This is a genomic window from Paenibacillus sp. FSL R5-0341, assembly GCF_037975235.1.
In the GTDB taxonomy this organism is placed as follows: domain Bacteria; phylum Bacillota; class Bacilli; order Paenibacillales; family Paenibacillaceae; genus Paenibacillus; species Paenibacillus amylolyticus_A.
The window spans coordinates 1,985,244-2,011,076 of sequence record NZ_CP150241.1 but is presented as its reverse complement, the minus strand read 5'-3'; the positions used below and the strand labels follow the sequence as shown (position 1 = coordinate 2,011,076).

Below are 25,833 nucleotides of genomic sequence, written 5' to 3'. Positions count from 1 at the left end.
CGTTCATGTTGGATTACACGCAGAATGCTTTCGTGATGATAACCAACAGAATGAACAGTACCAAGATCGCACCAGTGTTTGTGAACATATTGTATCCACCAACGCCGCCTACTCCGCCTACGTTGCCCCCACAGCCATATCCTACTTCGCTCATGTGATTGCCTCCTCTTCATCAGGTATACCCTAACATATGACACTCCACGCCAGACGAACCGGGCGAACAGGCAATATTCGATAAATGGTTGTCTGCCTGCATCTCCCTGAGTGGATCAATCTTTTGTTACTCCCTGTTCTTTGCAGGGATCTATATGTCGGAATCCGAATGAACCTGAATGCCCTTTTCCTTGCGGTACATGATGACGAGTAATCGCCAAAATTCATAACTGCCTGTGTCGTTCATAATATACGGTCGATAATAGTCAAACGCTTCCTGCGCCCATGTGGGACAAGCCATATTGGAAAGTTGCTTCTGTTGCTGAATCCATCCTCCCTGAATCTCCAGCGTCTTCTGCATAGCTTCAAACATTCTCTTCTGCTCAGTGGTCATCGGCGGAGCCTCCTGTTCCTGAGATGCAGTTCCGTATTCGGCCTGTAGATATGCTCCCGGTTCCGTCACACCATCTTCACTGGCTGTATACCCGTACGATGGCGCACTTGTTTTACGAATCTCATAATGTACATGCGGGCCGGTGCTCTGACCCGTGCTTCCCTGATTACCGATAAGCTGACCTCGCTTTACTCGTTGTCCGACAGTCACAGCAATACGCGAAAGGTGCGCATAACAATGTAAATAGCCTCGATGATCCTGAAGTGCTACTGTAAGCCCGTAACCGCCGAATCCAGAGCCTGTAACTCCCTCGGAAGCAAAACGTACCCTACCCTCCATAAATGCATATACGGGACCATTCCATGGCTCTGTCACGAGATCAATTCCGCGATGAAACGTCTGTCCACCATGAATGGGATGAATCCGATAGCCGAATGAACTTGTAATCCGATATCCCTCGAAAGGGTTCACGCTCATACAATCACATCCTTTTCTATCATTAGATGCTTAAATCTATGAAATGGCTTGTGCTATTGGTCTTATTTTATTACAAAAAAACACCGCTCAGAATAGCATTGGGGAAAACCTTGTGGTCTCTCCAACACATATTCCAAGCGGCGCGCTATGCCATTATGAACACTCTATGAGATGTATATATTATTATTTCATTTTAACCACTACTCACTTTAATTCAGAGGTCGGTATATGACACCTAGTTGATCCAACTCCTGTCCTGCTCTTCCATAAAACCCGGCGATATACCAACCAGCTGGTGCCTCAAGTTTGATTTCATCCGAGGTCTTTTGTCCGCCTTCAATTTTATTTCCAAGATTGGTGGACAACTCCACGAAAAAGATCCGTTTATCTCCATTACGTGTCCCCTGACCAATTGTAGCCTGAGTTAAGTACTCTCCGTCTGCCAGGTTCAGTGTGGCAATGTTCGATTGGCCGCCATGTGTCAGGTTCGTTCCATCCCCATATAACGTTGAAATGCCATCTACACGGTTGCCCGAGTTAAGCACTACAGAGCTGGGTATGGCATCTGGAATCTGATTGAGATCATTAAAACCAGTTCCCCCGGACCCTCCAATCGTTGAACTAAGTTGGTACTTTGGAGATGTACTGTACACGAATTCCGCTGTAATCGGATAATGATCGGAGAGTTGCTTTCCACTCGGATCAACAAACGTTTGATTTTCCAAACGGTAGCTCTGCGCATTAAGTGACAATGCTTTGCTTCCTCGATACAAAATTTTGTCCACAATCTCATAGTTCGGACCATTTAAATGGGTTGCATCCATAAGGGCATCTCCATCAGCAGGAATGCTCCCACCTCGAATCAAATCGATCCACGGATCTCTTAAACCATTCTCGGACATGAGCAACTCTATATTGTCAGCAGCACGAGTGTACCGTGCATTGGTATCCCCGAATACGATAACCGCGTTCCCGTCCGAGTGCTCCTTGATGTAGTTGGAGAGCTGTCTGATATTATCTCGTCTGGCCTCAAGCGACTTATCGTCGCCACCTGCGTCCGCGTGCAAATTGTATACGTCTACTTTCACCTGAGGTGCAATCTCATAAGTAACTGCGGTGAATCCTTTCGGAGTCAATTCATCACTTCCATTGTCAAAAAGACCCGATCTCTTATCCCAGGTAATACGCTTCAGGTCATGGAATGGATATTTGGATAAACTGTTCAACCCACTGCCAAAACCGGCAATTCCGCTTGTTTTCGTTAAATACGGTAGAGTGACTTGAGATATCAGCTCATTATGATAATTAAAATCCTCTTGTACATTAATGATGTCATAGTCATTTAATTTGGGAGAAATCTGAACGGTGTACTCCTTCGGGTTCGAACTGGATACCAGATCCGGAAGACCACCTACGTTGTAACTAAGTACATTGAATGAACCGGTTACCGTTCCACCTTCTGCTGCACTTGCCGTTGGTGAAAATAATGGAGAGATCGTAAAGGCAACAACCGCAGACAATACCAAGGATGCTCCCTTTTTGACTATACTTCTTCGCATCATATACCTCCTCATATTTGAATCTATTCAAATATATGTAACATTCATTATGAGAAGAATAAATGTGCTCGCTTCATTTGTATAAATAGAACATTTGTTATTATCCCCTAATTACATGTTTAAAAGGAAATTCTGTTTCCACACAAAAAGAAAAAGACCGAGGGGAACTCCCCTCGATCTTCATCAGCGTTGCATGAATTAATTCAGGTCGGATTCAGGTCGCGTGCGTCCCTAATACTAGACAATCCTTGTATTACAAGGATTAACCAATAGAACCTTCCATTTCGAATTTGATCAATCTATTCATCTCAACAGCGTATTCCATTGGCAATTCCTTCGTGAATGGCTCAATGAAGCCCATGATGATCATCTGTGTAGCTTCTGCATCCGTCAGACCGCGGCTCATCAAGTAGAAGAGCTGATCCTCGGACACTTTGGATACTGTAGCTTCATGCTCCAGCATGATGTTATCATTCATGATTTCATTGTAAGGAATTGTATCCGATGTGGACTCATTATCGAGAATGAGCGTATCACACTTGATATTGGATTTCGCGCCCTCCGCTTGACGTCCAAAGGAAGCCAAACCACGGTACGTTACTTTACCACCATGTTTACTGATGGACTTGGATACAATCGTAGATGTTGTATCCGGAGCCAAGTGGATCATTTTCGCACCTGCGTCCTGATGCTGGTTTTTACCAGCTACAGCGATGGAGAGTACGGAACCTTTAGCTCCACGGCCTTTCAGTACAACCGCTGGATATTTCATCGTCAGTTTGGAACCGATGTTACCATCGACCCATTCCATCGTTGCATTTTCTTCTGCAACCGCACGTTTAGTTACGAGGTTGTAGATGTTTGGTGCCCAGTTTTGAATCGTTGTGTAACGAACACGTGCATTTTTCTTACAAACAATCTCAACGACCGCACTGTGCAGTGAGTTCGTGCTGTAGATCGGAGCTGTACAGCCCTCTACATAGTGAACGAAGCTGTCTTCGTCCGCAATGATGAGTGTACGCTCGAATTGTCCCATATTTTCGGAGTTAATCCGGAAGTAGGCTTGCAAAGGCACTTCACATTTAACGCCCTTAGGCACGTAGATGAAGCTTCCTCCGGACCATACCGCACTATTCAGTGCAGCAAATTTGTTATCTGCTGGCGGAATAACCGTTGCAAAATATTCACGCAGGATTTCCGGATGCTCTCTGAGAGCCGTATCCGTATCCATGAAGATTACACCTTGGTCTTCCAATTCCTTTTGCATGTTGTGGTAGACAACCTCGGACTCATACTGAGCCGATACACCTGCAAGGAACTTTTGCTCTGCTTCAGGGATACCCAATTTATCAAAGGTTTCCTTGATTTCGGAAGGAACTTCCTCCCATGTTTTACCTTGTTTTTCAGAAGCACGAACGTAGTACTGAATTTCATTGAAATCCAATCCGTCGAGATCTCCGCCCCATTTCGGCATTGGCATCTTTTCGAATTGTTTCAAAGATTTCAGACGGAATTCCAACATCCAATCCGGTTCATTCTTAATCTTGGAAATCTCGGTAACCACTTCTGCAGTCAGACCTTTACCGGTTTGAAAGATGGATTTGTGCTCGTCGCGGAAACCATATTTGTACTCTTCCATTTCTGGTGCTTTTTTAGCCATCTTGCTCTACCTCCCTATCGTTATTGTACTTTGTTCTCTTCGTCAATCCCTTTGCGTAATGCATTCCAGGCCAGAGTGGCACATTTGATGCGTGCAGGGAACTTGTTCACACCGGATAGGGCTTCGAGATCTTCATAATCGTCGAAATCGACTTCTTCACCTTTCATCAGTGAGGAAAAACGGTTAGCGATATCGAGTGCCTGTTCCATCGTTTTGCCTTTGACAGCCTCTGTCATCATCGATGCCGAGGACATGCTGATGGAGCAGCCTTCACCCGTATATTTAGCTTCCTGAACGATTCCGTCTTTCAGCAAAATTTGCAGTGAAATCCGGTCGCCGCACGTTGGATTGTTCAAATTCACCGTAACAGCGTCATTATCAAATGTTCCGCGGTTACGCGGGTTTTTGTAGTGGTCCATTATAACACGTCTGTACAGATCATCAAGTTGCATCGCCAAAATACTCCTTTGTCTGGATTAAGGCGCTGACAAGCCGATCTACATCTTGTTCGTTATTGTATAGATAGAAGCTGGCACGAGCTGTTGAGCTAACTTCAAGCCAGCGCATTAGCGGTTGACAGCAATGGTGTCCGGCACGAATGGCTACGCCACTCGCATCAAGCACAGTTGCCACATCATGCGGATGAACATCACCTAGGTTAAAAGTAACGACACCCACATGCCGCTTAGCTGGGCCATAGATCGTTAACCCATCAATTTCGGACAGACGTTCCGTCGCATAAGCTGCTAGCACACTTTCATGATGTGCAATTTCATCCATACCAATCTGCTCCAGAAAATCAATGGCAGCTCCCAAGCCTACCGCACCTGCGATAATTGGGGTTCCGCCTTCGAACTTCCAAGGAAGCTCTTTCCAGTTGGATTCGTACAGACCTACATCATCGATCATTTCACCGCCGAACTCAATGGGTTCCATGGACTCCAGCAGCGCCTTTTTGCCGTAGAGTGCACCGATTCCGGTTGGTCCGCACATTTTGTGACCGGATAATGCATAGAAATCACAGTCCAGATCCTGAACGTCCACCTTCATGTGAGGTGTGCTTTGTGCGCCATCTACAACGATGACAGCACCATTGCGATGTGCAATTTCAGCAATTTGTTTCACAGGATGGATTAGTCCCATAACATTGGATACATAAGCAATTGCTACAATTTTAGTATTGTTCGTAATCGTCTTCTCCACGTCAGCCAATTCAATATGACCGTCAGGCTGGAGCGGGATGTATTTCAATGTTGCACCTGTCTCCTTGGCAACCTGCTGCCAAGGAATCAGATTACTATGGTGCTCCATTTGCGTGATAACAATTTCATCGCCTTCTTTGCAATTGGCGCGGGCATACGATGAAGCCACCAGATTCAGGGCTGTCGTTGTCCCGCGGGTGAAGATAATTTCCTGTGTACGGCGGGCATTGATAAACTTGGCTACCTTCTCACGTGCGCCTTCATAGGCGTCCGTTGCACGGCTTCCAAGGGTATGAACACCGCGATGCACGTTGGAGTTCTCATACTCATAATAATGTTTGACTGCTTCAATCACAGCATGAGGCTTCTGTGAAGTTGCAGCACTATCTAAATATACGAGCGGGTGTCCGTTAATTTCCTGGTGGAGGATCGGGAACTGCTCGCGAATGGACGGGTTCATTGTCCGAGTTTCCGTTCAATGAGAGACTGCAATTGGGTACGCAGTGCTTCCAGAGGAATATCCGCCACCACCGGAGCCAAGAAGCCGTAAATGATCAAGCGTTCGGCATCCGTACGGTTAATTCCGCGCGACATCAAGTAATGAATCTGCTCGGCATTGACTTGACCAACAGAAGCCGCGTGACCTGCTGTTACATCATCCTCGTCAATAAGAAGGATTGGGTTGGCGTCTCCACGTGCTTTAGGGCTCAGCATCAATACTTTCTCTGTCTGCTGTCCATCGGCTTTGGTAGCGCCTTTCTCAATCTTCGTGATCCCGTTAATGATTGCAGAAGCTTCTTCACGCATAACTGCACGTGTAATCATCTGGCTTGGCGTATTCTTGCCGAAGTGACGAGCTTCTGTGGTGTAGTTGATTTTCTGTGAACCGGAACCTACAGCGATGACTTTGGAATCAGAACTTGATCCATTGCCTTTGAGCACGGTCATCGTGTTGCTCGCTGTATCGCCGTTATTCATTTCGCCCACAATCCACTCGATGGAAGCATCATTCTCCAACACTGCACGACGGAAGGAAACGTCAGTCACATTCACACTCAGTTGATGAACTGATGCGAAACGTACTTTAGCACCGGATTTTGCAAATACTTCTACAACACCGTTGTGGAAAACAGGTGCGGACAGTTCGCCAGATACATAGTTATCTACATAAGTTACAGAGCTGTTTGCTTCAGCAACAACAAGCACGTGAGGTGCAAACGTTGCAGATGCATCATCCGTAAGCAGCACTGCTTGCAGTGGTACTTCAATTTCCACATTTTTCGGAACATACAGGAAAACCCCGCCATTCCAAAGTGCCGCATGCAATGCAGCCAGGGAATGCTCATCTGCTTTCACTGCTGTGTTCAAATATGGTTTTACCAGATCGCCATGTTCGCGAACCGCTGTAGCCAGATCCGTAAAAATAACTCCTTTTGCCGCCAGATCAGCAGACACCTTGGAGTAGACCGTACCGGAATTGCGCTGGATAACCAGGCTGCCTTCAGCTTGATCCTGAACCAGATCTTTAATGGAAGCAGGTACTTCTGTCAAAGAAGAAATAGCTTCACTTGCTTTATATGTTCCGTACTCGCTGACATTCCAGCGTTCGATTTTTTGTTTTTCCAGTTTAGGAAGCGCAAGCCCGCTCGCAAGCTTCAAAGCTTCGAGCCGCTGTTCGGTCAACCAGCCGGGTTCATTGTTGCTTTCCGACAAGGCGCGAAGCGCTTCAGATTCAACCGGAAGAATTGTTTGTGTAGTCATTGATTAATCCTCCTCCGTTTTGTCTTTACGCTTCTTGACCTACAGTTTCGTCTGTAATTCCCAGTTCTTCCTTAACCCAGTCATATCCTTCAGCTTCCAGACGGTGTGCCAGTTCAGGTCCGCCGGATTTCACGATACGACCTTGCATCATAACGTGTACATAGTCAGGAGTAATGTAGTTAAGCAGGCGTTGATAGTGAGTGATGATCAAGAAACCACGATCTTCGCTCTTCATTGCGTTTACGCCGTTTGCAACGATTTTCAAAGCATCGATGTCCAGACCGGAGTCAATTTCATCAAGTACTACGATTTTCGGATCAAGCAGCATCATTTGCAGAATTTCGTTACGTTTTTTCTCACCACCGGAGAAACCTTCATTCAGGTAACGGTGAGCGAACTCAGGGTTCATGTCGAGTTCTTTCATTTTACCTTCCATTTGACGAATGAACTTGATCAGGGAGATCTCGTTACCTTCGCCGCGACGTGCATTGATTGCACTACGCAAGAAGTCGGAGTTCGTAACACCTGCAATTTCACTTGGGTATTGCATAGCCAGGAAGAGACCTGCACGTGCGCGCTCATCTACAGCCATATCCAATACATCTTCACCATCAAGTGTAATTGTACCGTCTGTTACTTCATATTTAGGGTGACCCATCAATGCAGAAGCCAGAGTGGATTTACCTGTTCCGTTCGGTCCCATGATTGCGTGGATTTCTCCACCTTTCATTTCCAGGTTGATGCCTTTCAGGATTTCCTTACCTTCGATCGTCGCTTTCAGACCTTCAATGACGAAATTCGTAGCCATGTGTATTGTTTCCCTCCATTGATTAAATTGATGTTTGTTGTCGAAAACGAAAAAGCGCCTATTATATCTGAACAGGGCTTCCCCTGAATTTCTCCTGTACTTGATTCTGTAAAGGAAGAACACTTTAGAATAATTCTAAACTGATTCTCAATGATAATCAAGTCATTTCCTAAGAACCTTTGTCCCTTGCAGGAAACATTATTCTTTCTGATTCTATAATAAAAGACAAATTGAATCAAATTAGAAAACATCTTACCTGCAAATGTACAGTGAGAAAAATCACAGCAATTCAAGCTTTTATGTTATCTGCTATAGACTAATCCAAAAAAGGACTTATCCATATTATGGACAAGTCCCTCCGTTAATAACGTTACCATTTACATTTTGAGCATCTCGTTAATCTTCTGTACCTGTTCGTCAAAATCCGCAACGTCCACCACCGGCGTCATTTCGCTCGGCACCGGACCATTCGGAATAGAAATCCATGAACGGCAACCATTATATTCAGGCAGTACGGGGATCTCCATCGGTTCCTTCAAAAGGTACACACGTAAAATCAATACATGGAGCGGATCTTTCCGTTTCCATTTCAAACGGTCTTCGGCAAAATCCGCTGTCCACATATGAAAGTCAAGAAGTCGATCCAGCATCTCCTGATCTCGTATCTCCAGATCCTGCGTTACTTCAGCATATGCCGTAATGCGGATTGTCGAAGCTTCGGGCACCCATTCGGCCAATGATTCTTCAACATAGGATTGATCCGAGGACTTAATCAGTTCTTTACGCTGATGTTCATAAGTCGGATACAGATAAAACGCTGGACTTTTCAGCTCAAAATGTCGGGTTTCCTCTACAATCCCACCTTTGCGCATCACCATAATCTGACGACCCGTTTCCAGTGCTTTGATTGCAGAAGCCCATTCTTTTAAAGCCGGTATCGTTGGTTCTAACATAAGCGTTTCTCTCCCCTCTCGTTCTTGTCAGCAGTATAGACGCTCAGGGCATTTCTGACAACAGATCGGGGAGCAGAAGGCTTACGTAAGAGACACACTTGTATTAGGCTACAATAGTAGATTTATTAGCCCAGGAAAGAGCGAAGCATCCACATATGTTTCTCCAGATCCGCCTTGAAGCCTGTCAGCATATCGGATGTTGGTTGATCTTCAGCTGCATCTGCAACTTCGATTCCCTCCTGATATTCATTCGAAAGTGTAGCGAAGTCCTCGATCAGGTTTTGCACCATTGTTTTCGCGTCTTCGCCGCCTGCTGCTTCCTGGATAGAGGAAAGCTCCAGATATTCTTTCATTGTAGCCGCTGGGCTGCCTTTCAGCGTAAGAATACGCTCAGCGATTTCATCCATTTGCACCGTAACTTCGTTGTAGAACTCTTCGAATTTCACATGCAATGTGAAGAAGTTAGGTCCTTTAACGTACCAGTGATAGTTATGGATTTTGACATACAATACGTTCAGGTTAGCCACCTGACGATTAAGTACTTGTTCCACTGATTTTGCTTGATCTGTTTTGTTTGTTGTAGCCATATTAATCCCATCCTTTATTTAAAATTAGTCTGTCATGCAGCGGTAATCAGGTTGTCCTGCACTGTATAACAGAGAGTTAATAATGTGTCACCGCTTGGTAGCGGGGAGGCCTGCTCGCGGCGTTTCTCTCAACCGTCCGGCCTATTTGTTTTTACCCTTGAACAGGAAGTTCGAATCAGGATCGCCTTGGCTTGTCTCAAAAAAAAGTTCAAAAACCGCGCTATTTCCGATATACTGACATATACCAAGCAAAGAAGTGGGTTTTCCTGTTTCTTCATATATATGGAGGTGGCACCTTTGTCCCAATATCACCCTTTTACCCCCCAGGATGCAATTGAACTGGCCAAAACATTACCGGGTCCATTTGCGGCAGATGCGAATCTGGATTGTCACGAGATCGGCGACGGCAATCTGAATTTGGTATTCCACATTACGGATCAGAACTCCGATAAAAGTATCATTATCAAACAGGCGCTTCCTTATGCGAAAGTGGTTGGAGAATCATGGCCACTGTCTCTGGTGCGCGCCCGAATCGAACGTGAGATTCTTCAGGAAGAGTATCGTCTGTGTCCAGGGATGGTACCCGAAGTGTATCATTACGATGATGACCTCGCGTTAACGGTTATGGAAGATCTGAGTGATCATGTGATCATGCGCAAAGGCCTAATCGAAGGTGTTACCTATCCTCTTTTTGCACAGCATATTGGGGAATTCATGGCAAGAACGCTGTTCTTCACATCCGACTTGGGCATGGATCAGCAATTGAAGAAGGAACAACAGGGCAGATTCATTAATCCGGACCAATGCAAAATAACGGAAGATCTGATCTTTGATGAACCCTACCGGATCGCCGAGAAAAATAATTATGATTCTTCCATTGAAGATGAAGCTGAAGCCCTTCGTACAGATGGAGAACTTCACCTTGAAGTGGCCTTGCTGCGGGAAAAATTCCTGACACATGGGCAGGCACTGCTTCACGGAGATCTGCATACAGGCAGTATTTTTGTTACACCTGAATCGACGAAGGTCATTGATCCCGAATTTGCCTATTACGGCCCCATGGGATTCGATGTCGGTGCAGTCCTTGCGAATCTGCTCTTGAATTACGCATCCTTGCCAGGATGGATTCAGGATGAGACCGCTTTGCGTGAGCGTCAAACGCTTTTGCTGAATATGGTTCGTGATGTATGGACTGAGTTCGAATCCCGTTTCCGTGCCCTCTGGGCTAACGACCTGATTGATCCAATGGCGAAAACGCCAGGGTACCAGGATCTGTATGTGCAACAATTGTTCAAAGATTCGATCGGCTTCGCAGGTGCCAAAATGGTTCGTCGTATTGTAGGCCTCGCTCACGTGGCGGATATAGATACCATCTCCGATGCGACCGAACGTGAACGTTCTCAGCGTAAATCATTGGCCATTGGTAAAGCGTTAATCAAAAACAATCGTCGCTTGAATACCATCGGTGAAGTGCTGGATATTGTATCTACAGCTGTCTCAACTACTAAGGCTTAACATAAGGAACGGAGGAATCATCCATGACAACCCCTGAATATCAGCCTCTGTCCTCTCTCATCTGGAAAAAGGACAAGCTTGAAATGCTTGACCAGCGTCTGCTGCCCGAAACCATCCTCATGCTGAAATTGTACACACCCGAGGAAGTATGGGAATCCATCCACTCCATGAAAGTACGCGGTGCTCCAGCGATCGGCATTGCTGCTGCATTTGGTGTCGTACTGGGGGCGAAGTCATATGACGGAACGACCATTCAAGGCTGGCTGGATCATGTAAAATCCATATGTGCTCATCTGGCTACTTCCCGTCCAACAGCGGTGAACTTGTTCTGGGCACTGGATCGCATGATGCAAAAAGCAAATGAGGTCGTTGAATCTGGCCTGAGTCTGGAAGAGGGCAATACTGCTCTTGAAGTAGAAGCCCTGTTGATTCAGAAGGAAGACGAAGAAGTGTGCCGCATGATCGGCGAGAATGCACTGCCTTTGTTCGAAGATGGTATGGGTGTACTCACCCACTGTAATGCAGGCGGACTGGCCACAGCGAAGTACGGTACGGCAACTGCTCCAATGTATCTCGCACAGGAACGCGGTATCCATCTCAAAGTATTTGCAGACGAGACTCGTCCTGTACTTCAAGGTGCACGCCTGACTGCATTTGAGCTACAGCAGGCTGGCATTGACGTTACGTTGCTCTGTGATAACATGGCAGGCATGGTCATGTCCAAAGGCTGGATTCAAGCTGTTATCGTCGGAACAGATCGCGTTGCAGCGAATGGTGATGTAGCTAACAAAATCGGAACCTACAGCGTGGCCGTGCTTGCCAAGGCTCACAATATTCCGTTCTATGTAGCAAGCCCATTGTCGACCATCGATTTGTCCACTCCATCCGGAGATCTCATTCCGATTGAGGAACGTGCTACGGAGGAAGTCACTGAAGGATTTGGTAAACGTACCGCACCGCAAGGTGTTAAAGTATACAATCCAGCATTTGACGTAACGCCTAACGAATATGTAACAGCTATTATCACGGAAAAAGGCGTTGTTCGCGCTCCTTTCCAAGAAAATCTGGCTGCCTTGTTCGCGAAGGAAGAAGCATAATTTAATAAGAGTATTCAAGAAGAGTTCGTGTATATAGAGTTGGTGATTACGACCGACGTGCACTAGGCTCTGGATTAGAATGCTAAAGAAGGGCTTCCCATATGGGGAGCCCTTTTGTTAGTGATTAGATCATTTTCAACAAAGCCTCTACACCCGTCATGCCAACCGTAATGCCCATGGCTTCGGCTTCTGTTGTCACCGATTCCATAGGTGCATGCAACAATTGCTCCAGTGTACGCACACCAACCGCCCGAGCCGCAATAATTTTGCGATCCCCGAGCTTCTCATTAAGTAATCCCACGTCGAGTGCTCCGCACATGATATATCCTTTGGATGTGTTAATGGTCAACAACGTTGTTTTGGGCAGCTTGACTTCTACCCCAACCAATACATGTTCTCCGACTACAATAGGCTCCATCGTCACCATAATTTCCCGATCCACCTCCTCTTCCACAGGTCACGATAATTGTATGCCTCATTCTGGATTGTCGTGTGGACACCTGCCGTGTTTGAGAAAATGTAGGTACTTACAGTTCAAATGCATTGTTGGTAATTCTCTTCGCAGACTTAGATATTAGAAATATGCTTAGTGGAATATAAAAAGCTACCTCGGAAATGAGGCAGCTCCTTCACTGATTTAACCTACACTTTACATAGAATCCATTAGTTCATCGATATCGAAGTCCAGAGAGTTATCGCTGTAGATTACTCGATTAATTAAGAAGCTTCCAAAGATAGAGAGGGAAAGACTAATATGTGTTTTTTTCTTATCTACTATCCAATAGCATTGGTAGCTTATCTTTCCAGCAGCCAAATCTTTCTCTTCGCCTTCATATGGAGTAACACGCTTGCCGCTCCGATTAAGAATGTCTCTGTTGTTAATAGATCCCTCATATGTATCAAAGAGATCTCTTTTTAAACTGAAATATTCACTAATCAAGTCCCTTGTAGTTCCATTTGTATTGTTTGGGTCAAACACATACATTGCACGGACTAATTTGTTTTTGTAAAACAAGTAATACAAATTCGCATTCTTCCTAAATCCTTTTGTTTTATAAACTACGTAAGTGAAATCTTTACTCTTTACTGTTTCCAATATCTTCGATTTTTCTTTCTTTTTAACCTGATTAACAGTCATGCCCCAATTTACGTTTTTGAAATCATACTTAGTAGCTGCTGTCGCTGGTGCGGGTGCATATGTAGTTGAAATGATAAATAATAATAAGGCTAAAAACGATAAAACCAACTTCTTCATACGTAGACCTCGTTTCCTAAATTATGGAATCATCATACCATGTCAAAAGGAGTAGGTCTATAGGATTAGATATCAGAGATTACAACGCAGAGAATAAACTCCATACTAAAAAGCCACCTCACCCAAGGTGAGTCAAATCAGGCCTACCTTAAAACGTATGTTCATCATTTTTTAATCGCCTTATCTCCGTCAAATCTCTTCTAATTCCCAGTACACGTCTATGAAGTGCACTTCGATCTATTGATTCAGCTACCGTCTGTTTGAACTGGAGATCCAATTCACTTAATTGCTCCTGAGCTAGTTTCTTTTTATGTATTACTTGAAGTTTTTTTGTTTCAGGCTTGATACGCTTCAATCTCTTCTGCTTCATAATCTGTTCAAATACGCTGTCCTCTTGACGCATGGTCTTCATTCCTTAATATATGATGAACATATTGTAACATAACGAGAAGACGACTGTTACACAATAAAGTACAGATGCTTAGAGTTGGGCAAGAGCCTAAACGCAAAAAAAAGAGGGCCAATGCCCTCTTTGATGATATATCATTTTATAGAATGTAAAAATAGGCTTGATTCCCTGGACTCTTCACAATCACTGTGGTCACTATATCACTGGCATCCCGTTTACGGATACTTGCGATTGAATCTAACTCCTCATTCGCAATAACTCTTGGTAGGATATACGCGGCCAGATCAGGCTTGGAAATTGTCAGTTCAGTAGCCATATCAACAATCTGTCTCACATCTACTGTAGACTGCATATCCTTCCACTCTCGCACCTGAAGATAGCCATCCAAATATTCTCTTTCCTTGATACTAATGTGGCTATCCAAAACATCCATATACTTGACTTCAATGCTGGAAAGTACATCAGGTCTGGAGATATATAATTGCCCAAGCTGTTCTTCCAAATAAGGAATCTCAAGAGTGCCTGCCCTCTCATCATGATCTAATGCTCTGACTTGAAGGATGCTATTCAGATCAGGCTTATTAACCATAATCTCCGAAATCACAGTCGAATCACAGTCGTACATGACCGTTAACAAAGACCCCAACGTCGAAGTTGCTTTTATATAATTGGAGACTTCCAACGAAGCATGAAGATCAGGTATGGATACAATTAAACTCGTATCCCGTCCATCATTGAACAACTGTGATATCGTTAACGTACTAACCAGAGACATTTGTCTATCTACCGTAATAACTGAAGGTAGGTCAGGATGAGAAACTGCGATTTCTACAGTTTTTTCGTCGTCCAGACCTGTTCTAACCGCAAGATTGCCTTCTGTATCTCTAGTTGTCCGTATGGCGGTAATGAACTGCGAGTGAAGTTCGGGCTTAGAAATAGAAACCCATGTTTCCTTCTCTTCTGTCCTACTTTCAGCAATAGAGACGTTCGAATCTAGTTCCGCATCTACACGTTTAGCTATTATCAGATCTACATCCAGGTCCGGACGGCTGACCGCTATTACTTGAGGTATATCATGATGCATGTGATCCTCATAGCGGTGAACGTACAACTGGGATTTGAGCCAGTCCAGCCCAATATCACTGTGTACAACTAACGTTGAAGCTATGTCTTTGCGACCTGCACCATAAATAAAAACTTCACTTTCGATTTCGGTTCGACCGATGGAATAAATCTGAGAAGTGATATATTTCATCTGCAAAACAGGTGGTTTGGAAGACTCACGAGTGTTGAAATATATCGGCGTGTTACCGCTAGACTGAATAATCATTCCAACATTCGAAAGAATACCTTCTCTCCACATTTGAAGTAATGCCATCATATCAAACTCAACATAACGTTCAGTCGTATTCATGATATAACTGGACGATAAGAGCTGAATGGAATGAGGTCTGTTTGCATACGTGATCCCGTACTCCCGCCACAATGTATCCGGCTGATGCAGCTCAATGTGTGCTCCAGGTGCCAGGGTTCCTGTGTAATATAACCTCAATTTAGCTTCTTCCAGATATAACAGATCAGGTATTCTGGTATCCAGATCACCGAAATGTATAAACGATTCGAATTGCTCCATCTCGTCTCTGCCGATCATCATACGCTGTGTATCACCAAAATTGATCGTCTGCAAGTGAGTTTGACTTCGCGTGGTTGCATCAGCAACAGGCTTAAGATTAACAGTTACACGCGGTGCTTCCAGTAATTCATATTTGCCGTGTGCACGGTTATGTGGCCGAACGTACAACATGCCTTCAAGATCAACTTTGGATGCCGCTTGAATGGTTGCGCTCAGATCTCCTTGCGCCTTGTACATTACATATAGCGAATTGCTCAATTCCTGTGACCGTCTGACACGTACGGATACACTGGATACGATCTCGGACACTTTTCTTGTAGCAGCTATTAGGGTCGAAGGCAGTTCTTCATCTACTTGATTGTACAGGATATACTTTGCTGCAAAACGATTTGCCGGACTTTTAATATGTATATAACTTTCTAATAGAGTCTCCCCGTTATTAATTCCACTCACTTCCTGTCTCATTGTATTGAGAGCTACACCCGGTCTGCTGTGACCTTCATTTCAAAATTACCATTAGGATTCGGCTTGGCATGAATATCTGTTGCGATACGAATATAAAAATCGATGCTACCCTCCGGTTGAATCAGACCATAGGTCAGATAATCGATCGGAAGAAACGGATCGGCCTGTCTGGACAATTGGACTTCAACACCGTCCGTTTCGAACTTCTTATCCATCTCCAGGTATACATGATCCACAGCATATCCTAGCAAGTTTTTGATTCTGACTTTCTTCGTTAACGTTGTCTGTCCGGCAATGATTACCCCATAATCAAGTTGTTTCAAAATACCACCAAAGGTATCTGACAGAAAGTCTCCAGACTCATCCATAAACATTAATCCTGAATACGATCCGATAAACTTGGTTTCCCAGGAATCTACTGCACCCCAATAGTCCTGAAATTCAACCTTCAAGGTATTCTCTACGCCAAAATTAACATTTCTCTCGTCAATATTGAGTTCAATATTGAATGGAGAAGCTGCTAGTCGTGTAAAATTGCCATCCGCCGGATAATACGTTTTACCGTTCAACAACACGCGGTACTTAACCTTGCCCTGATCTGCATCATCCAGCACACCTGTAAGTTTGTTACCAGAGAAGGCCAGATTGATTGTAGCAGTGGTGTTTAACAGTTGTAGTGACATATCGCTCAACTCCACTGCATTACGCGGTGCATCAACGACCATCTTCACTTCGTCAAGCAAGTAGCTGTTTTCATAATGCTTACTGCTATCGAAGTAATAGGCGATTCGAGTTAAAGCTATTAAATCCTTTTCAGGGATGGCGTTGAGTGTCTCCAGATTCATTCCTTTTCTCTTGAATAGGATTGTATTCTGAATATCCAAATCGAACCACTTGTTGAAACGGTATGTCTTCCATGTGAGCCCAGAGTCGAATGAAGCAGCCATTCTTAATATACCTTCCTGACTGTTCTCTGTTACTTTCGTAGCAATAACCTTTTTGACATCTCCATATAACGCTATGTCTGTTGGTTGCACAATTAACTGTTCAAACGGTAGCGCGTTATACGTCAGCACCATGTCCCGATTTCCGGCGATTACCTCTTCATCATTCGTCCACGTTACCACGTCAAAATCTCCCTCAAGTTCATCCAATGGGGAGTAGTTAGCCGTAATATTCAGTTCCGCTGATGTTTTGGATGGATCGTCTGTGTAGTATAGAACATCCACACTATCACCCAACTCGTCGTAGAGAGTAAACGGTTCGGTTTCGATTGTAATCGTCGACTCGGTTTGGTTAGGGTCATCGGTGTATTCGATGATTTTGATCTCTTTGTCTTCCCATTCTTCTGCTAGGGTGAAGGGGGCAGTTTCGATGTTGAAGGATGCTTCTGCTTTGGTTGGGTCGTCCGTGTAGTAACATAGTTCTACTTCACCTTGAAGTTGTGACCATGCGGATTCAGGTATGATGGAGATGTCGTCCATACCATAGTCAATGTAATCTTGTTCTGTTGCTGTGCCACTAGATAGCATGTTCCATGAATTTGAATAATAGTAATATGACCCACTAACATGAAAAAGTGTACTATAGTACTTTTTATCATAAATATCTATTGCGTCAAAAAGAACGTAAAGAGCATCATTTGTTGTTATTTTAACTGTGTGAATTCCTCTGCCTAATGTTTTTTCGTATAACAATACTTGCTGAAGGACAGAATTTTGGTTATATTGACTGTAAGTTTCAGTAACTCCGTCAATCATAATAGAGATGTTAGGTGATCCCATATTATGACTATTGCCAATTATCCTAATATTAGTACCTTCAAATTGAAACTCTACAGTTGAATTTATAGACGATGAAAGCCTTGAAGTTCCGTTATAATATACAGCATTTGGAGAGGAAACAAATCCACTAGAATACTTGAAAATATTACTGGTATCATCGTACCTTTGCCAACCCTCTTCTGGAGTCAGCAGTGCTTGACCTAAAGTCGCCATTGTCTCATCCCCTTTCTGCGCTCTGAATTAGATAGAATATTTTGCATATTTATGTGATTGATGCTTTCTTAATTGGTGTTTTAACTGTGTCGATTTTCTGCTTGAACACTTTTCCTAAACCGAGAGGTGAATTTTCCTTGACCACCGATCTTCTTTCGATGAATTCATCCTCTAGATCAATAACCATTCCTTTGTCCATGCCATGTTTAATAAAACTCACTTCTGAAGTGTCAACGGAAGATATGTATTTATCGAGTTCATACATACCTAAATCGCCAATCGCTAAAAAATCTCCAGCACCTTGATTGGCAGTTACATTGATCCTGTATTTCTTGTAAGCAACCTTATTATCAAATGTATACAGTCTGTATTCAGATCCTGCAAAAGCTGACTGATTAGACTTATTGTCCAATACAATCCAGCTCACTCCATTCCATCCTTCAAAAGTCCAATTCTTAGGCGATCTTCCAACAGGAGTGGTTCCTGCTTGAACTGAATAGGCAGAGATCGTTTTAGGTGAATCAAATTCATAACTTAACCATCCTGTTAGAACATTGATATTAGTAACCCATCCATTTGGATCAATAATTCTATCAAATGCTTTCCATGGATAAAATGTCGTGTAAAACGAACTTGCATCTACAATTCCATTCGGACTAGTGTTAGATGTCATTGCAGGAATAGCATTATCTTTGTATTCATTTGTAATGCTATAGTGCTTATCTTCGGATGAAATCAAGAATTTACTCAAAGGAGGTGCGGTAATTTCGCCATTAGAATCAATGTCTATAGCGTCTAGAGAAAAGTTATTGCTTGTACTTGTGGTTGTTAACTTTACTTTGTGAAAACCATATTGTAAGTTTAGTCTTTCGAATACAATTACCCTGTATTTGTTTGTAGAGTTATTGGGATTGTATGAAGAGATAACCCCATCTAATTCTACAGTTACATTATTCACTCTGTTCGACCAATACATATCAATGATTCTTAACTTAGTTCCATAAAAATAGAATTCGATCGAATTTGTTGTTGCTCCACTTAGAGTAAAGTAATGAGCTGTTCCCGCATACGTATTTGGATCTCCCGTAGCAGAAATCCAATTACCATTATATATAATATTCTTATTTGCATCATCAATCCTTTGCCACCCCGATTCGGGATTGAGCAGTTGATCTCCTACTGTTGCCATTCGCACCATCTCCTCTCAAAATAAAATAGAACACACCATATAGATGTGTTCCTCATAAATTTAGCCAAGTGTAATTTTATCCACTCGGCGTTTTGACATATCAATTAAGTGCTCAAAAGTTTTTCCTGAACTTAGCAATGAATCAGAACTACTTATAGAACTGTATTTTTCAACAGTTTCAGAAAAAAACTTAATTTTACCATCTAAACCGTATTTCATAAAATTTCCTTCTGAATCATCAGATAATTTCAACATTACATCAGACATATGCTCATAAAATGATAACATACCGATTGTGATATAAGCCGCGTTACCGACTGCATGTGTCTCGATAACGTTTATCCTGTAATATAAATAAGCTTTTTCATAGTCTAAAATATAATAACTTCTACTTTCATTTTGAATCCATTCGCGTTCATTAATTCTGTTGTCTAATACATCCCAAACAACTCCGTCTGCGCTTCCCTCGAAAGTCCATCTTTTCAAATCTCCTCTAAAAGAAGCGTCATTCCTAGAGGTTATTGAATATTTCACTATTTGTTTACTTTTTTCAAACTTGTACATCAACCAGCCAGTTTTCACATTGTTAGTAATCCAACAGTCAAGATTGCTAATATTAACACCATTAAATACTCTCCATGGTTCATAACTTACACTATAAATGCTACTTGCACTCGCAATACCTGATGGAGATACATTGGAATTCATTGTAGGAACGGATGATTTATCGTTTATTTGTTTAACTTTGGAATAATACTTATCACCTGACGAAAGTAAGATTTTACTAGCAAAAGGATGAATAACATCATTGTAAATCTCTAGCTCATCTAATTGACCGTTAAAATACTCTGCACTACCCAATGCGGGAATATTTCCTAAAATCAAAGGTTTATTGATGATGGCAGTTTCATTTTTCTTTGCTGTTTCAGTGCTGGAAATGATGCCATCACAATATACTTTCACACCATTAACATTAGTAGTTCCATCCCAAGTAAATAAATAATCATGCCACTGATTGTCAACAAAATAGTTAGTGACAATGGTGTATATTTCGCCTGTAGTTCCAGATGCGTCTCTTAATGTAAATCTAATACCTTTAGACGCACTTCTAAAATCCAAAAGAATGTTAAAAGAAGATTCTCCATTATGACCACTTGAAAGTATCCATGAATAATTATTTATACCTTCGGTAGAAAGTTTTATTTTAAAACGAACACTCTTTCTGCCCAAAGGAATCATTCCGGATGGAAAACTTATATAGCTACTAGTGCCATTAAATGACCTACCATTTCCACTGAATCCAGAAACTACAGATGTTGAATTATTGACTCCAACAAACGAACCTTTACTATCCATCAAATTTCCAGCAGATTCGTTCATCTTAAACCATGCAACCCCACACTTGTCCATTAAATACTGTGTATAAAGAGGATTATGATTTACCACACAATCAACTCCTTTCTCTTAAAATCATCATTAATTACATACAAAAAGAAGTAGAGCATCTATGCCCTACTTCACACTTACGTTCGTTATTTCAAAATACTTTTTCAGATCGATACTTCCTTTGAACAATTTACCTGTTCCTAGTAATCCATTGGCAGTCATAGTCTGAACGACCTCTTCGTTTTTTCTATCTAATACAGAGAGATCATCCATTCCGTCATTAATAAAAGTGTCTTCTGATGGTAACGTTGCTGAAATTGTATTCCAAGTTAAAGCTTCAGTTTGGTATTTCTTATACGCTCCATCATGATGGATGAACGATCTGATCATTGGAAGAATTTCAATCGCCATCAATGGTCTAAATCCAGTAGCAGTTGCCGCCGCAACATAAGAGGTTGGATTATATCCGCTTGCTCCTGCATTGCCACTTGCACCTCGCCCAGTTCTGTTTACCGAACCAGCGCTATTTGTAGTGGAAGTCCACGAAGATCCACCACTATAATTCCACACGTTATCGTCACCAGCAATGATCGTTCCATTTAGTGTTGAGTTTACAATGTACATATCCCACTCGTTATCTTTGTCACTAGAATTAATACCACCAGTAGGGAGTCGAAGAATTGATAAACCTACACTTGGCATTGAGTCTTCTTCGATCAATTGAAACATGTCAACTGCCATCGTTCGAACGTATGCTCCACCATTATTTGCAGTGAATACTAGGCGATATGTTTTATAAGTATCTTTATTAGTGAACACATGCTCCCGATATTCTCCTGCTGACCATGCTGGTTGATTGGTCTTGGTGTCTAGCACAATCCAACTAGTTCCATCATTAGATCCTTCGAACCTCCAACTCTTAGCGCTATCCGTACTTGCATTAGAATTCGGTCCTTTTATGCCATATTTATTAATAACTGTTGGTTGTGGGAATGTATAGCTGATCCAAGCTCCGTTCCACTTGCTATTCTCCATGAGCCATCCTGCATCAGTGGTGTTTTTATCAAACGCCTTCCATGCTTCAAGGGATGCACTGTAAGTTGTACTTGCCGCCGCTACACCTTGAGGAGTTGTATTGGATGTCATTGCTGGAATCATGCTCACATAGTATCCTTTCTTCGGAAGCGGAACCCCACTACCAGAAGCAACACCGCTTGCATTTATCGTATCCCAACTAATACTATGCTGTATGTTTCTATCTGCAATAAGTTTCAATCGACCAGCAGGATCTTTGTCTACACAAATAAAATACAAGTCTCCACCTGCACCAGCAGAAGTTGCAATAAGTGGCGCTGTCTCTTGACCAAAGAACGCAAAATTTCCCACCAATCCATTATTTGTAGAATAGTAACAGCGAATTCGCTTGCCAATAGTGAGATCTATCGGATCAGTTACTTCGTCTGGATGATATAAACGACCTGTGGAATCGATATCAATTGCATCAATATCTAATCTCCACTCTCCGTTAGTTCCACTGATAATCTTAACTTCATGGAAACCTAATGGCAGATTAGTTTTTTCGTAAGTTAGCCGCTGTCTTTCATCTGTTGTTGCCGCATTCGCCGCTATTTTTGCACTACATTTCTCACTAACTCCATCAATGACGACTGTAATATCATCTGCAAAAGTGACACCTATACTTGATATTAGTCTCATTTTCGTTCCGTAAAATTTAAACCTAACTTCATTGCCGCCCATTCCTCTGGCAGAATAGTGGTGGGTTGCATTGTACAGAGTTGGCGTTCCTGTTTGAGTTTGAAATATCCAATTCTCTCCGAGATAAAGAAAAGCAGGATGACTATCATCATATCTCTTCCATCCTTCATCTGGTGTTAACATCTCAGATCCAATTGATCTTACTAGCCACCCATCGAAATCAATGTCTATAGCGTCTAGACCGAAAGCGGCGGCAGTAGTTCCAGTCAGCACACCCTTGAAGTCGAAAATCTTCACAGTATGCGTCCCGTAAGGTAGATTTTGCTTTTCATATACAAGCGTTTGTACTTGATTCGTGGCGCTTCTTGCTGTAAACATCTCAACATTACCATCAATAGAAACAGATACGCTCTCAGCTCTACTTGTATTGGTAGTTGAAGAGATAATTCTTACCTTAGTTCCTACGAAAGAGAAAACCACTTCTCCTACCGCAGATCCATTTGCATTATATGAGCTTTTCCCTTCATATGCACCTGTAACGGCGCTGTTTCTTTGAGTAAACCCCGTGTAGCTGATGAATGGTTCAGCATCATCATACCTTTTCCAACCATCTTCAGGTACTGTTAAAGCATGCCCATATAAGTAACCTGTCTCATCAATATCTATAGCATCCATGATGAAGTTAGTACGATTATGCCCTACCGTAATTGTAACTGTGTGAAATCCAAGAGGTAAGTTCGTTTTTTCATAAACGATTGCATTTAATACACCAGTCCCTGTTTTATTTGTATTAAATGATTCCGTTACACCATCTACAGTAATCGTATTATCCGAATGTCTATCTTGAGCAATATCAGAGACGATTCTAATTTTAGTTCCATAAAAAGAAAATGCCACATAGTTGTTGTCTGCCGCTCTAGTCGTTACATTCACACTGCCATTATAGTAATTTGTGCTGGTTACTTTGTACCAACTCCCTGTATACTTTAAACCAACATGTGTATCATCATATCGTCTCCATCCTGATTCTGGCAGTGCCAGTTGATCTCCTACTGTAGCCATATATTACACCTCCTTATATTCAAATACTGGACGAAAGCCCCAGGTGGCATATGAACCACCACTTGCAGAGTAGTTTATGTCACTCCACTGTGCTCTGGTATTACTACCTCTTCCAATGCGTTGATTATTAGATGCTGTTGTAGTCGAATTTCCAGCTTTGTCTCTCCATGTGCCATAATTCGGTGTTTCTCTGCACCAGCTATAATTACTTAAATGATGAAAAACATCGTCTAGAATTTTTCCTGACAGAATCTTGTTTACAGGAAAATTAATGAGATACTTATCCCACTCATTTATAGAGGGAAATGCTCCAAACCCTAAATCAGTGTTTGACTTTTTCCCATTCGCATCTGCATATATTACTCCCCCACTTGGGCAACGAACAACACCTGATGTGGCACTAATAATGCGTGGCGAACCTTCAACGAATTTATTTGAATTTAACCAATCCCATGCTACTGTGTTACTTATAACTCTATCTGCTATTAGTAGCCCTTTGTCCACTTTGATGGCATACCAAAAATATTTCAAAGGCATACTGGCTAATGGATTTCCTGTTAGTGGGATTTCTGTATAACCAGTCGTACTTCCTCCGAAAATGTATCCACTTATTGTATTATCGTATTTCCAAACAATGTAGTCTCCGATTTCCATATCAGATAGCTTTTCTCTCAACTGCCCTGTAGTCGCTGGAGCTGCCATAAAATCACCCCTTACTCACTCTGATTCGATCTACTTTCTTAAATTTCGTGTTTTCAACCTTCTGACGTAACACCATGCCTGTTGGAGTGTCAGATACTCGTTCCATGTTCAATTGATATATTTTCTTTAAGCCTAGTGAACCATTTTCACTTTCAATAAAAGGATTACTGTATTTATCCTTCTGATTAAAATCGTCTATGTAAAAGTTGGAATATTTCTTTTCTGCAAAAATCTCAATTTTCACCTTTGCATACTTTGCAGGAGATTTGGACACAGCGCTATTAGATGAGACTTCCTCATACTCCAACCACTCAAAACCGTCTTCAGACGTACTCCAGTAAATCTTGTATGCTGCGCCCTCCGTAACATCTACCTGTGCAGCCACACCTTTAAATGAAGCGATTTTATCCTGAATTCGAATCGCGATGGACTCCCAAGATCCAGTAGCAGGATAAATTGAATTCGCGTCCGCATCATGACCCAGTTCCCTTAATTTCAACTTCTGATCCTCAACTATCGTATCTTGAAAAACACCTACAGACAGATCTATATCTAGTAAAATTTCTTGAATTGCCATACTCTCACCACCTATCTCATCTCAAAATCCAGCTCAACGAATGTCCCAGTTTATGATCCCTGCATGATTTGCCCTCAGAGGGGCTATGATTCGATCTACGACAAACCCATTTTTACGAATAACGAGTTGCCCAGGCAAGTCCAGGTTAGAAGAAATTTTTATTTGAAAGAATACGGATTCCTTTAGAGGCAGGGAACATACGCATTGAAAATTAATTTGTGCATCATTCAGATTCATTGTTTTTTTGTAACCAAAGTTAAAACATTCAATCGTATTTCTGAAAGCCCCTGAATTCCCCTGCCCTGAAAATCCAGCCATATTCGCTTCTGAGGATCCATTTTTGAATTGGATGATGTCATTGTATACAAACGTTCTCCCGGTTAAAGGGTACTCCTGCTCCTCACATTCATAAGATATGGAGTAACGATCAGCATTAATGTGGAAGACCCCATTGGAAACATTGTAATAAACTTGGGATCCTTGACCTATCAATCCGAATAACACCAACTTCTCTTTGTTGATGTCATAAAAGCGGTGCGCATGTTGTGTCTGAAGATCATACTCACTCAGATATGTTCCATCATAATAATCGGCAATCCATATATAAGCTTGAGATACAGGTGAACGAGAGTACTGTTTCTGACCTAAAATCACAGTTTTTCCTCCTCATAGATAAATAAAAAGACAGGCTACAATAGCCTGTCTGCATCATTAACTTTTCTTAAACGTAACGATAGGAGATACGTTTCTTGAACTCTTGTTTACCACTACGAGCATTCAAGGGTACTTCGCATTGAATAGACAGCGTTACATAGTTACCTGCGGCGTCTTGTTGATTTCCATTGTTGTTGACTCCCAAAATCTCTTTTGCACCCGGTACTAGCGGTGTTGCATAAGGTGTTCCTGAATGATCCACCGTAGTTTTGCCCGTAGTTCCAATAGGCTTCGAAAAGTCCTTGCCTACACGAGAGCTCTCTTCATCCAAATCGTTCTCCCCAAGTGAGTCCACTTGCACATGAAACCAGTTATTTTTAACAGCTTCAATATCGTATTTAACCGTATCACCAGTGCCCCCGTCCATATCCCGCGTTGTAAAAGTGCAGTCCTCCATTTTGGACACATCTGTCGCACCACCTTTATTGTTCCACACATTAAAAATACGAATTTCACTTTTGGTATCTGCATCAATAACACCATAATCAAACGGTGCTACAATCTCCTTGCTGTGTGTTGCGTCCATCCATGTAATAATTGGTTGTGTCATAATAATCCATCT

At 42.4% G+C, this 25,833-nt stretch carries 24 protein-coding genes; 2 read left to right on the top strand and 22 right to left on the bottom strand.

From position 1 onward, the window contains the following. Window positions 1–13 precede the first annotated feature (13 nt). The 10 genes from MKX75_RS09175 to MKX75_RS09130 form a co-directional block, all read right to left on the bottom strand. On the bottom strand, window positions 14–154 hold the full coding sequence (locus MKX75_RS09175; RefSeq protein WP_017689533.1) for a hypothetical protein: 141 nt from the start codon (window positions 152–154) through the stop codon (window positions 14–16). Between the two features lie 150 nt (window positions 155–304). Beyond that, a complete protein-coding gene (locus tag MKX75_RS09170; RefSeq protein WP_076330321.1) occupies window positions 305–1,024 on the bottom strand; it encodes a M23 family metallopeptidase in 720 nt (239 codons plus the stop codon). A gap of 209 nt (window positions 1,025–1,233) precedes the next feature. After that, window positions 1,234–2,583 (bottom strand): jacalin-like lectin, encoded by a 1,350-nt coding sequence (locus MKX75_RS09165; protein ID WP_083679408.1) that lies wholly within the window; start codon window positions 2,581–2,583, stop codon window positions 1,234–1,236. A gap of 262 nt (window positions 2,584–2,845) precedes the next feature. Further along, the gene (gene sufB / locus MKX75_RS09160; protein ID WP_062833527.1) at window positions 2,846–4,243 is read right to left on the bottom strand and encodes a Fe-S cluster assembly protein SufB; all 1,398 of its coding nucleotides are present in this window, start codon (window positions 4,241–4,243) and stop codon (window positions 2,846–2,848) included. A 20-nt stretch (window positions 4,244–4,263) separates the two neighbouring features. Beyond that, window positions 4,264–4,695 (bottom strand): Fe-S cluster assembly sulfur transfer protein SufU, encoded by a 432-nt coding sequence (gene sufU / locus MKX75_RS09155; protein ID WP_017689537.1) that lies wholly within the window; start codon window positions 4,693–4,695, stop codon window positions 4,264–4,266. Next, window positions 4,685–5,905 (bottom strand): cysteine desulfurase, encoded by a 1,221-nt coding sequence (locus MKX75_RS09150; protein WP_076330320.1) that lies wholly within the window; start codon window positions 5,903–5,905, stop codon window positions 4,685–4,687. The genes sufU and MKX75_RS09150 overlap by 11 nt, the downstream gene beginning before the upstream one ends. Further along, complete coding sequence (gene sufD / locus MKX75_RS09145) at window positions 5,902–7,206, bottom strand: Fe-S cluster assembly protein SufD (protein ID WP_076330319.1); 1,305 nt, start codon at window positions 7,204–7,206, stop codon at window positions 5,902–5,904. Before sufD ends, MKX75_RS09150 begins: the two co-directional genes overlap by 4 nt. Window positions 7,207–7,231: 25 nt before the next feature. Then, the gene (gene sufC / locus MKX75_RS09140; RefSeq protein ID WP_062833524.1) at window positions 7,232–8,014 is read right to left on the bottom strand and encodes a Fe-S cluster assembly ATPase SufC; all 783 of its coding nucleotides are present in this window, start codon (window positions 8,012–8,014) and stop codon (window positions 7,232–7,234) included. Window positions 8,015–8,391: 377 nt separating this feature from the next. Continuing rightward, complete coding sequence (locus tag MKX75_RS09135) at window positions 8,392–8,967, bottom strand: DUF1802 family protein (protein WP_339169371.1); 576 nt, start codon at window positions 8,965–8,967, stop codon at window positions 8,392–8,394. A gap of 125 nt (window positions 8,968–9,092) precedes the next feature. Further along, window positions 9,093–9,554 (bottom strand): Dps family protein, encoded by a 462-nt coding sequence (locus tag MKX75_RS09130; protein ID WP_062833522.1) that lies wholly within the window; start codon window positions 9,552–9,554, stop codon window positions 9,093–9,095. A 297-nt stretch (window positions 9,555–9,851) separates the two neighbouring features. On the opposite strand from MKX75_RS09130, the gene mtnK reads away from it, so the two are divergent. Both mtnK and mtnA read left to right on the top strand, forming a co-directional pair. Then, complete coding sequence (gene mtnK, locus MKX75_RS09125; RefSeq protein WP_339169369.1) at window positions 9,852–11,069, top strand: S-methyl-5-thioribose kinase; 1,218 nt, start codon at window positions 9,852–9,854, stop codon at window positions 11,067–11,069. Between the two features lie 23 nt (window positions 11,070–11,092). Beyond that, entirely contained in the window at window positions 11,093–12,166 is a 1,074-nt protein-coding gene (mtnA, locus tag MKX75_RS09120) for an S-methyl-5-thioribose-1-phosphate isomerase (protein ID WP_339169368.1), read from the top strand. A 124-nt stretch (window positions 12,167–12,290) separates the two neighbouring features. Here the strand turns inward: mtnA and MKX75_RS09115 are convergent, their stop codons facing one another. The 12 genes from MKX75_RS09115 to MKX75_RS09060 form a co-directional block, all read right to left on the bottom strand. Further along, window positions 12,291–12,593 carry a DUF1805 domain-containing protein gene (locus MKX75_RS09115; RefSeq protein WP_017689545.1) on the bottom strand — a complete coding sequence of 101 codons (303 nt, stop codon included), beginning with the start codon at window positions 12,591–12,593 and terminating at the stop codon, window positions 12,291–12,293. Between the two features lie 222 nt (window positions 12,594–12,815). Further along, window positions 12,816–13,421 (bottom strand): hypothetical protein, encoded by a 606-nt coding sequence (locus MKX75_RS09110; RefSeq protein WP_339169367.1) that lies wholly within the window; start codon window positions 13,419–13,421, stop codon window positions 12,816–12,818. 148 nt (window positions 13,422–13,569) lie between these two features. Next, window positions 13,570–13,824 carry a hypothetical protein gene (locus MKX75_RS09105; protein ID WP_076330315.1) on the bottom strand — a complete coding sequence of 85 codons (255 nt, stop codon included), beginning with the start codon at window positions 13,822–13,824 and terminating at the stop codon, window positions 13,570–13,572. Window positions 13,825–13,969: 145 nt separating this feature from the next. Next, on the bottom strand, window positions 13,970–15,928 hold the full coding sequence (locus tag MKX75_RS09100; RefSeq protein ID WP_339169366.1) for a DNRLRE domain-containing protein: 1,959 nt from the start codon (window positions 15,926–15,928) through the stop codon (window positions 13,970–13,972). Between the two features lie 11 nt (window positions 15,929–15,939). Then, window positions 15,940–17,460, bottom strand: a complete 1,521-nt coding sequence (locus MKX75_RS09095) for a hypothetical protein (protein ID WP_339169364.1) — start codon at window positions 17,458–17,460, stop codon at window positions 15,940–15,942. A gap of 514 nt (window positions 17,461–17,974) precedes the next feature. Continuing rightward, window positions 17,975–19,114: a hypothetical protein gene (locus tag MKX75_RS09090; RefSeq protein ID WP_339169363.1), complete on the bottom strand. Its 1,140-nt coding sequence runs from the start codon at window positions 19,112–19,114 to the stop codon at window positions 17,975–17,977. A 60-nt stretch (window positions 19,115–19,174) separates the two neighbouring features. After that, window positions 19,175–20,560, bottom strand: a complete 1,386-nt coding sequence (locus MKX75_RS09085; protein WP_339169362.1) for a LamG domain-containing protein — start codon at window positions 20,558–20,560, stop codon at window positions 19,175–19,177. A 66-nt stretch (window positions 20,561–20,626) separates the two neighbouring features. Beyond that, entirely contained in the window at window positions 20,627–23,278 is a 2,652-nt protein-coding gene (locus MKX75_RS09080; RefSeq protein WP_076330309.1) for a discoidin domain-containing protein, read from the bottom strand. A gap of 3 nt (window positions 23,279–23,281) precedes the next feature. Beyond that, window positions 23,282–23,980, bottom strand: coding sequence for a hypothetical protein (locus MKX75_RS09075; RefSeq protein WP_339169361.1), 699 nt, complete (start codon window positions 23,978–23,980; stop codon window positions 23,282–23,284). 4 nt (window positions 23,981–23,984) lie between these two features. Beyond that, window positions 23,985–24,557 carry a hypothetical protein gene (locus MKX75_RS09070; protein ID WP_339169360.1) on the bottom strand — a complete coding sequence of 191 codons (573 nt, stop codon included), beginning with the start codon at window positions 24,555–24,557 and terminating at the stop codon, window positions 23,985–23,987. Between the two features lie 33 nt (window positions 24,558–24,590). Further along, complete coding sequence (locus MKX75_RS09065) at window positions 24,591–25,211, bottom strand: hypothetical protein (RefSeq protein WP_339169359.1); 621 nt, start codon at window positions 25,209–25,211, stop codon at window positions 24,591–24,593. 67 nt (window positions 25,212–25,278) lie between these two features. Continuing rightward, the gene (locus MKX75_RS09060) at window positions 25,279–25,821 is read right to left on the bottom strand and encodes a hypothetical protein (RefSeq protein WP_076330305.1); all 543 of its coding nucleotides are present in this window, start codon (window positions 25,819–25,821) and stop codon (window positions 25,279–25,281) included. Window positions 25,822–25,833: the final 12 nt, after the last annotated feature.

Excerpts from the sequence above, each read along its gene's own strand:
- MKX75_RS09175 (WP_017689533.1), bottom strand. The coding sequence starts at position 154 with ATGAGCGAAGTAGGATATGGCTGTGGGGGCAACGTAGGCGGAGTAGGC.
- MKX75_RS09170 (WP_076330321.1), bottom strand. The coding sequence starts at position 1,024 with ATGAGCGTGAACCCTTTCGAGGGATATCGGATTACAAGTTCATTCGGC.
- MKX75_RS09165 (WP_083679408.1), bottom strand. The coding sequence starts at position 2,583 with ATGCGAAGAAGTATAGTCAAAAAGGGAGCATCCTTGGTATTGTCTGCG.
- sufB (WP_062833527.1), bottom strand. The coding sequence starts at position 4,243 with ATGGCTAAAAAAGCACCAGAAATGGAAGAGTACAAATATGGTTTCCGC.
- sufU (WP_017689537.1), bottom strand. The coding sequence starts at position 4,695 with ATGCAACTTGATGATCTGTACAGACGTGTTATAATGGACCACTACAAA.
- MKX75_RS09150 (WP_076330320.1), bottom strand. The coding sequence starts at position 5,905 with ATGAACCCGTCCATTCGCGAGCAGTTCCCGATCCTCCACCAGGAAATT.
- sufD (WP_076330319.1), bottom strand. The coding sequence starts at position 7,206 with ATGACTACACAAACAATTCTTCCGGTTGAATCTGAAGCGCTTCGCGCC.
- sufC (WP_062833524.1), bottom strand. The coding sequence starts at position 8,014 with ATGGCTACGAATTTCGTCATTGAAGGTCTGAAAGCGACGATCGAAGGT.
- MKX75_RS09135 (WP_339169371.1), bottom strand. The coding sequence starts at position 8,967 with ATGTTAGAACCAACGATACCGGCTTTAAAAGAATGGGCTTCTGCAATC.
- MKX75_RS09130 (WP_062833522.1), bottom strand. The coding sequence starts at position 9,554 with ATGGCTACAACAAACAAAACAGATCAAGCAAAATCAGTGGAACAAGTA.
- mtnA (WP_339169368.1), top strand. The coding sequence starts at position 11,093 with ATGACAACCCCTGAATATCAGCCTCTGTCCTCTCTCATCTGGAAAAAG.
- MKX75_RS09115 (WP_017689545.1), bottom strand. The coding sequence starts at position 12,593 with ATGGTGACGATGGAGCCTATTGTAGTCGGAGAACATGTATTGGTTGGG.
- MKX75_RS09110 (WP_339169367.1), bottom strand. The coding sequence starts at position 13,421 with ATGAAGAAGTTGGTTTTATCGTTTTTAGCCTTATTATTATTTATCATT.
- MKX75_RS09105 (WP_076330315.1), bottom strand. The coding sequence starts at position 13,824 with ATGCGTCAAGAGGACAGCGTATTTGAACAGATTATGAAGCAGAAGAGA.
- MKX75_RS09100 (WP_339169366.1), bottom strand. The coding sequence starts at position 15,928 with ATGAGACAGGAAGTGAGTGGAATTAATAACGGGGAGACTCTATTAGAA.
- MKX75_RS09095 (WP_339169364.1), bottom strand. The coding sequence starts at position 17,460 with ATGCTATCTAGTGGCACAGCAACAGAACAAGATTACATTGACTATGGT.
- MKX75_RS09090 (WP_339169363.1), bottom strand. The coding sequence starts at position 19,114 with ATGGCAACAGTAGGAGATCAACTGCTCAATCCCGAATCGGGGTGGCAA.
- MKX75_RS09080 (WP_076330309.1), bottom strand. The coding sequence starts at position 23,278 with ATGGCTACAGTAGGAGATCAACTGGCACTGCCAGAATCAGGATGGAGA.
- MKX75_RS09075 (WP_339169361.1), bottom strand. The coding sequence starts at position 23,980 with ATGGCAGCTCCAGCGACTACAGGGCAGTTGAGAGAAAAGCTATCTGAT.
- MKX75_RS09070 (WP_339169360.1), bottom strand. The coding sequence starts at position 24,557 with ATGGCAATTCAAGAAATTTTACTAGATATAGATCTGTCTGTAGGTGTT.
- MKX75_RS09060 (WP_076330305.1), bottom strand. The coding sequence starts at position 25,821 with ATGACACAACCAATTATTACATGGATGGACGCAACACACAGCAAGGAG.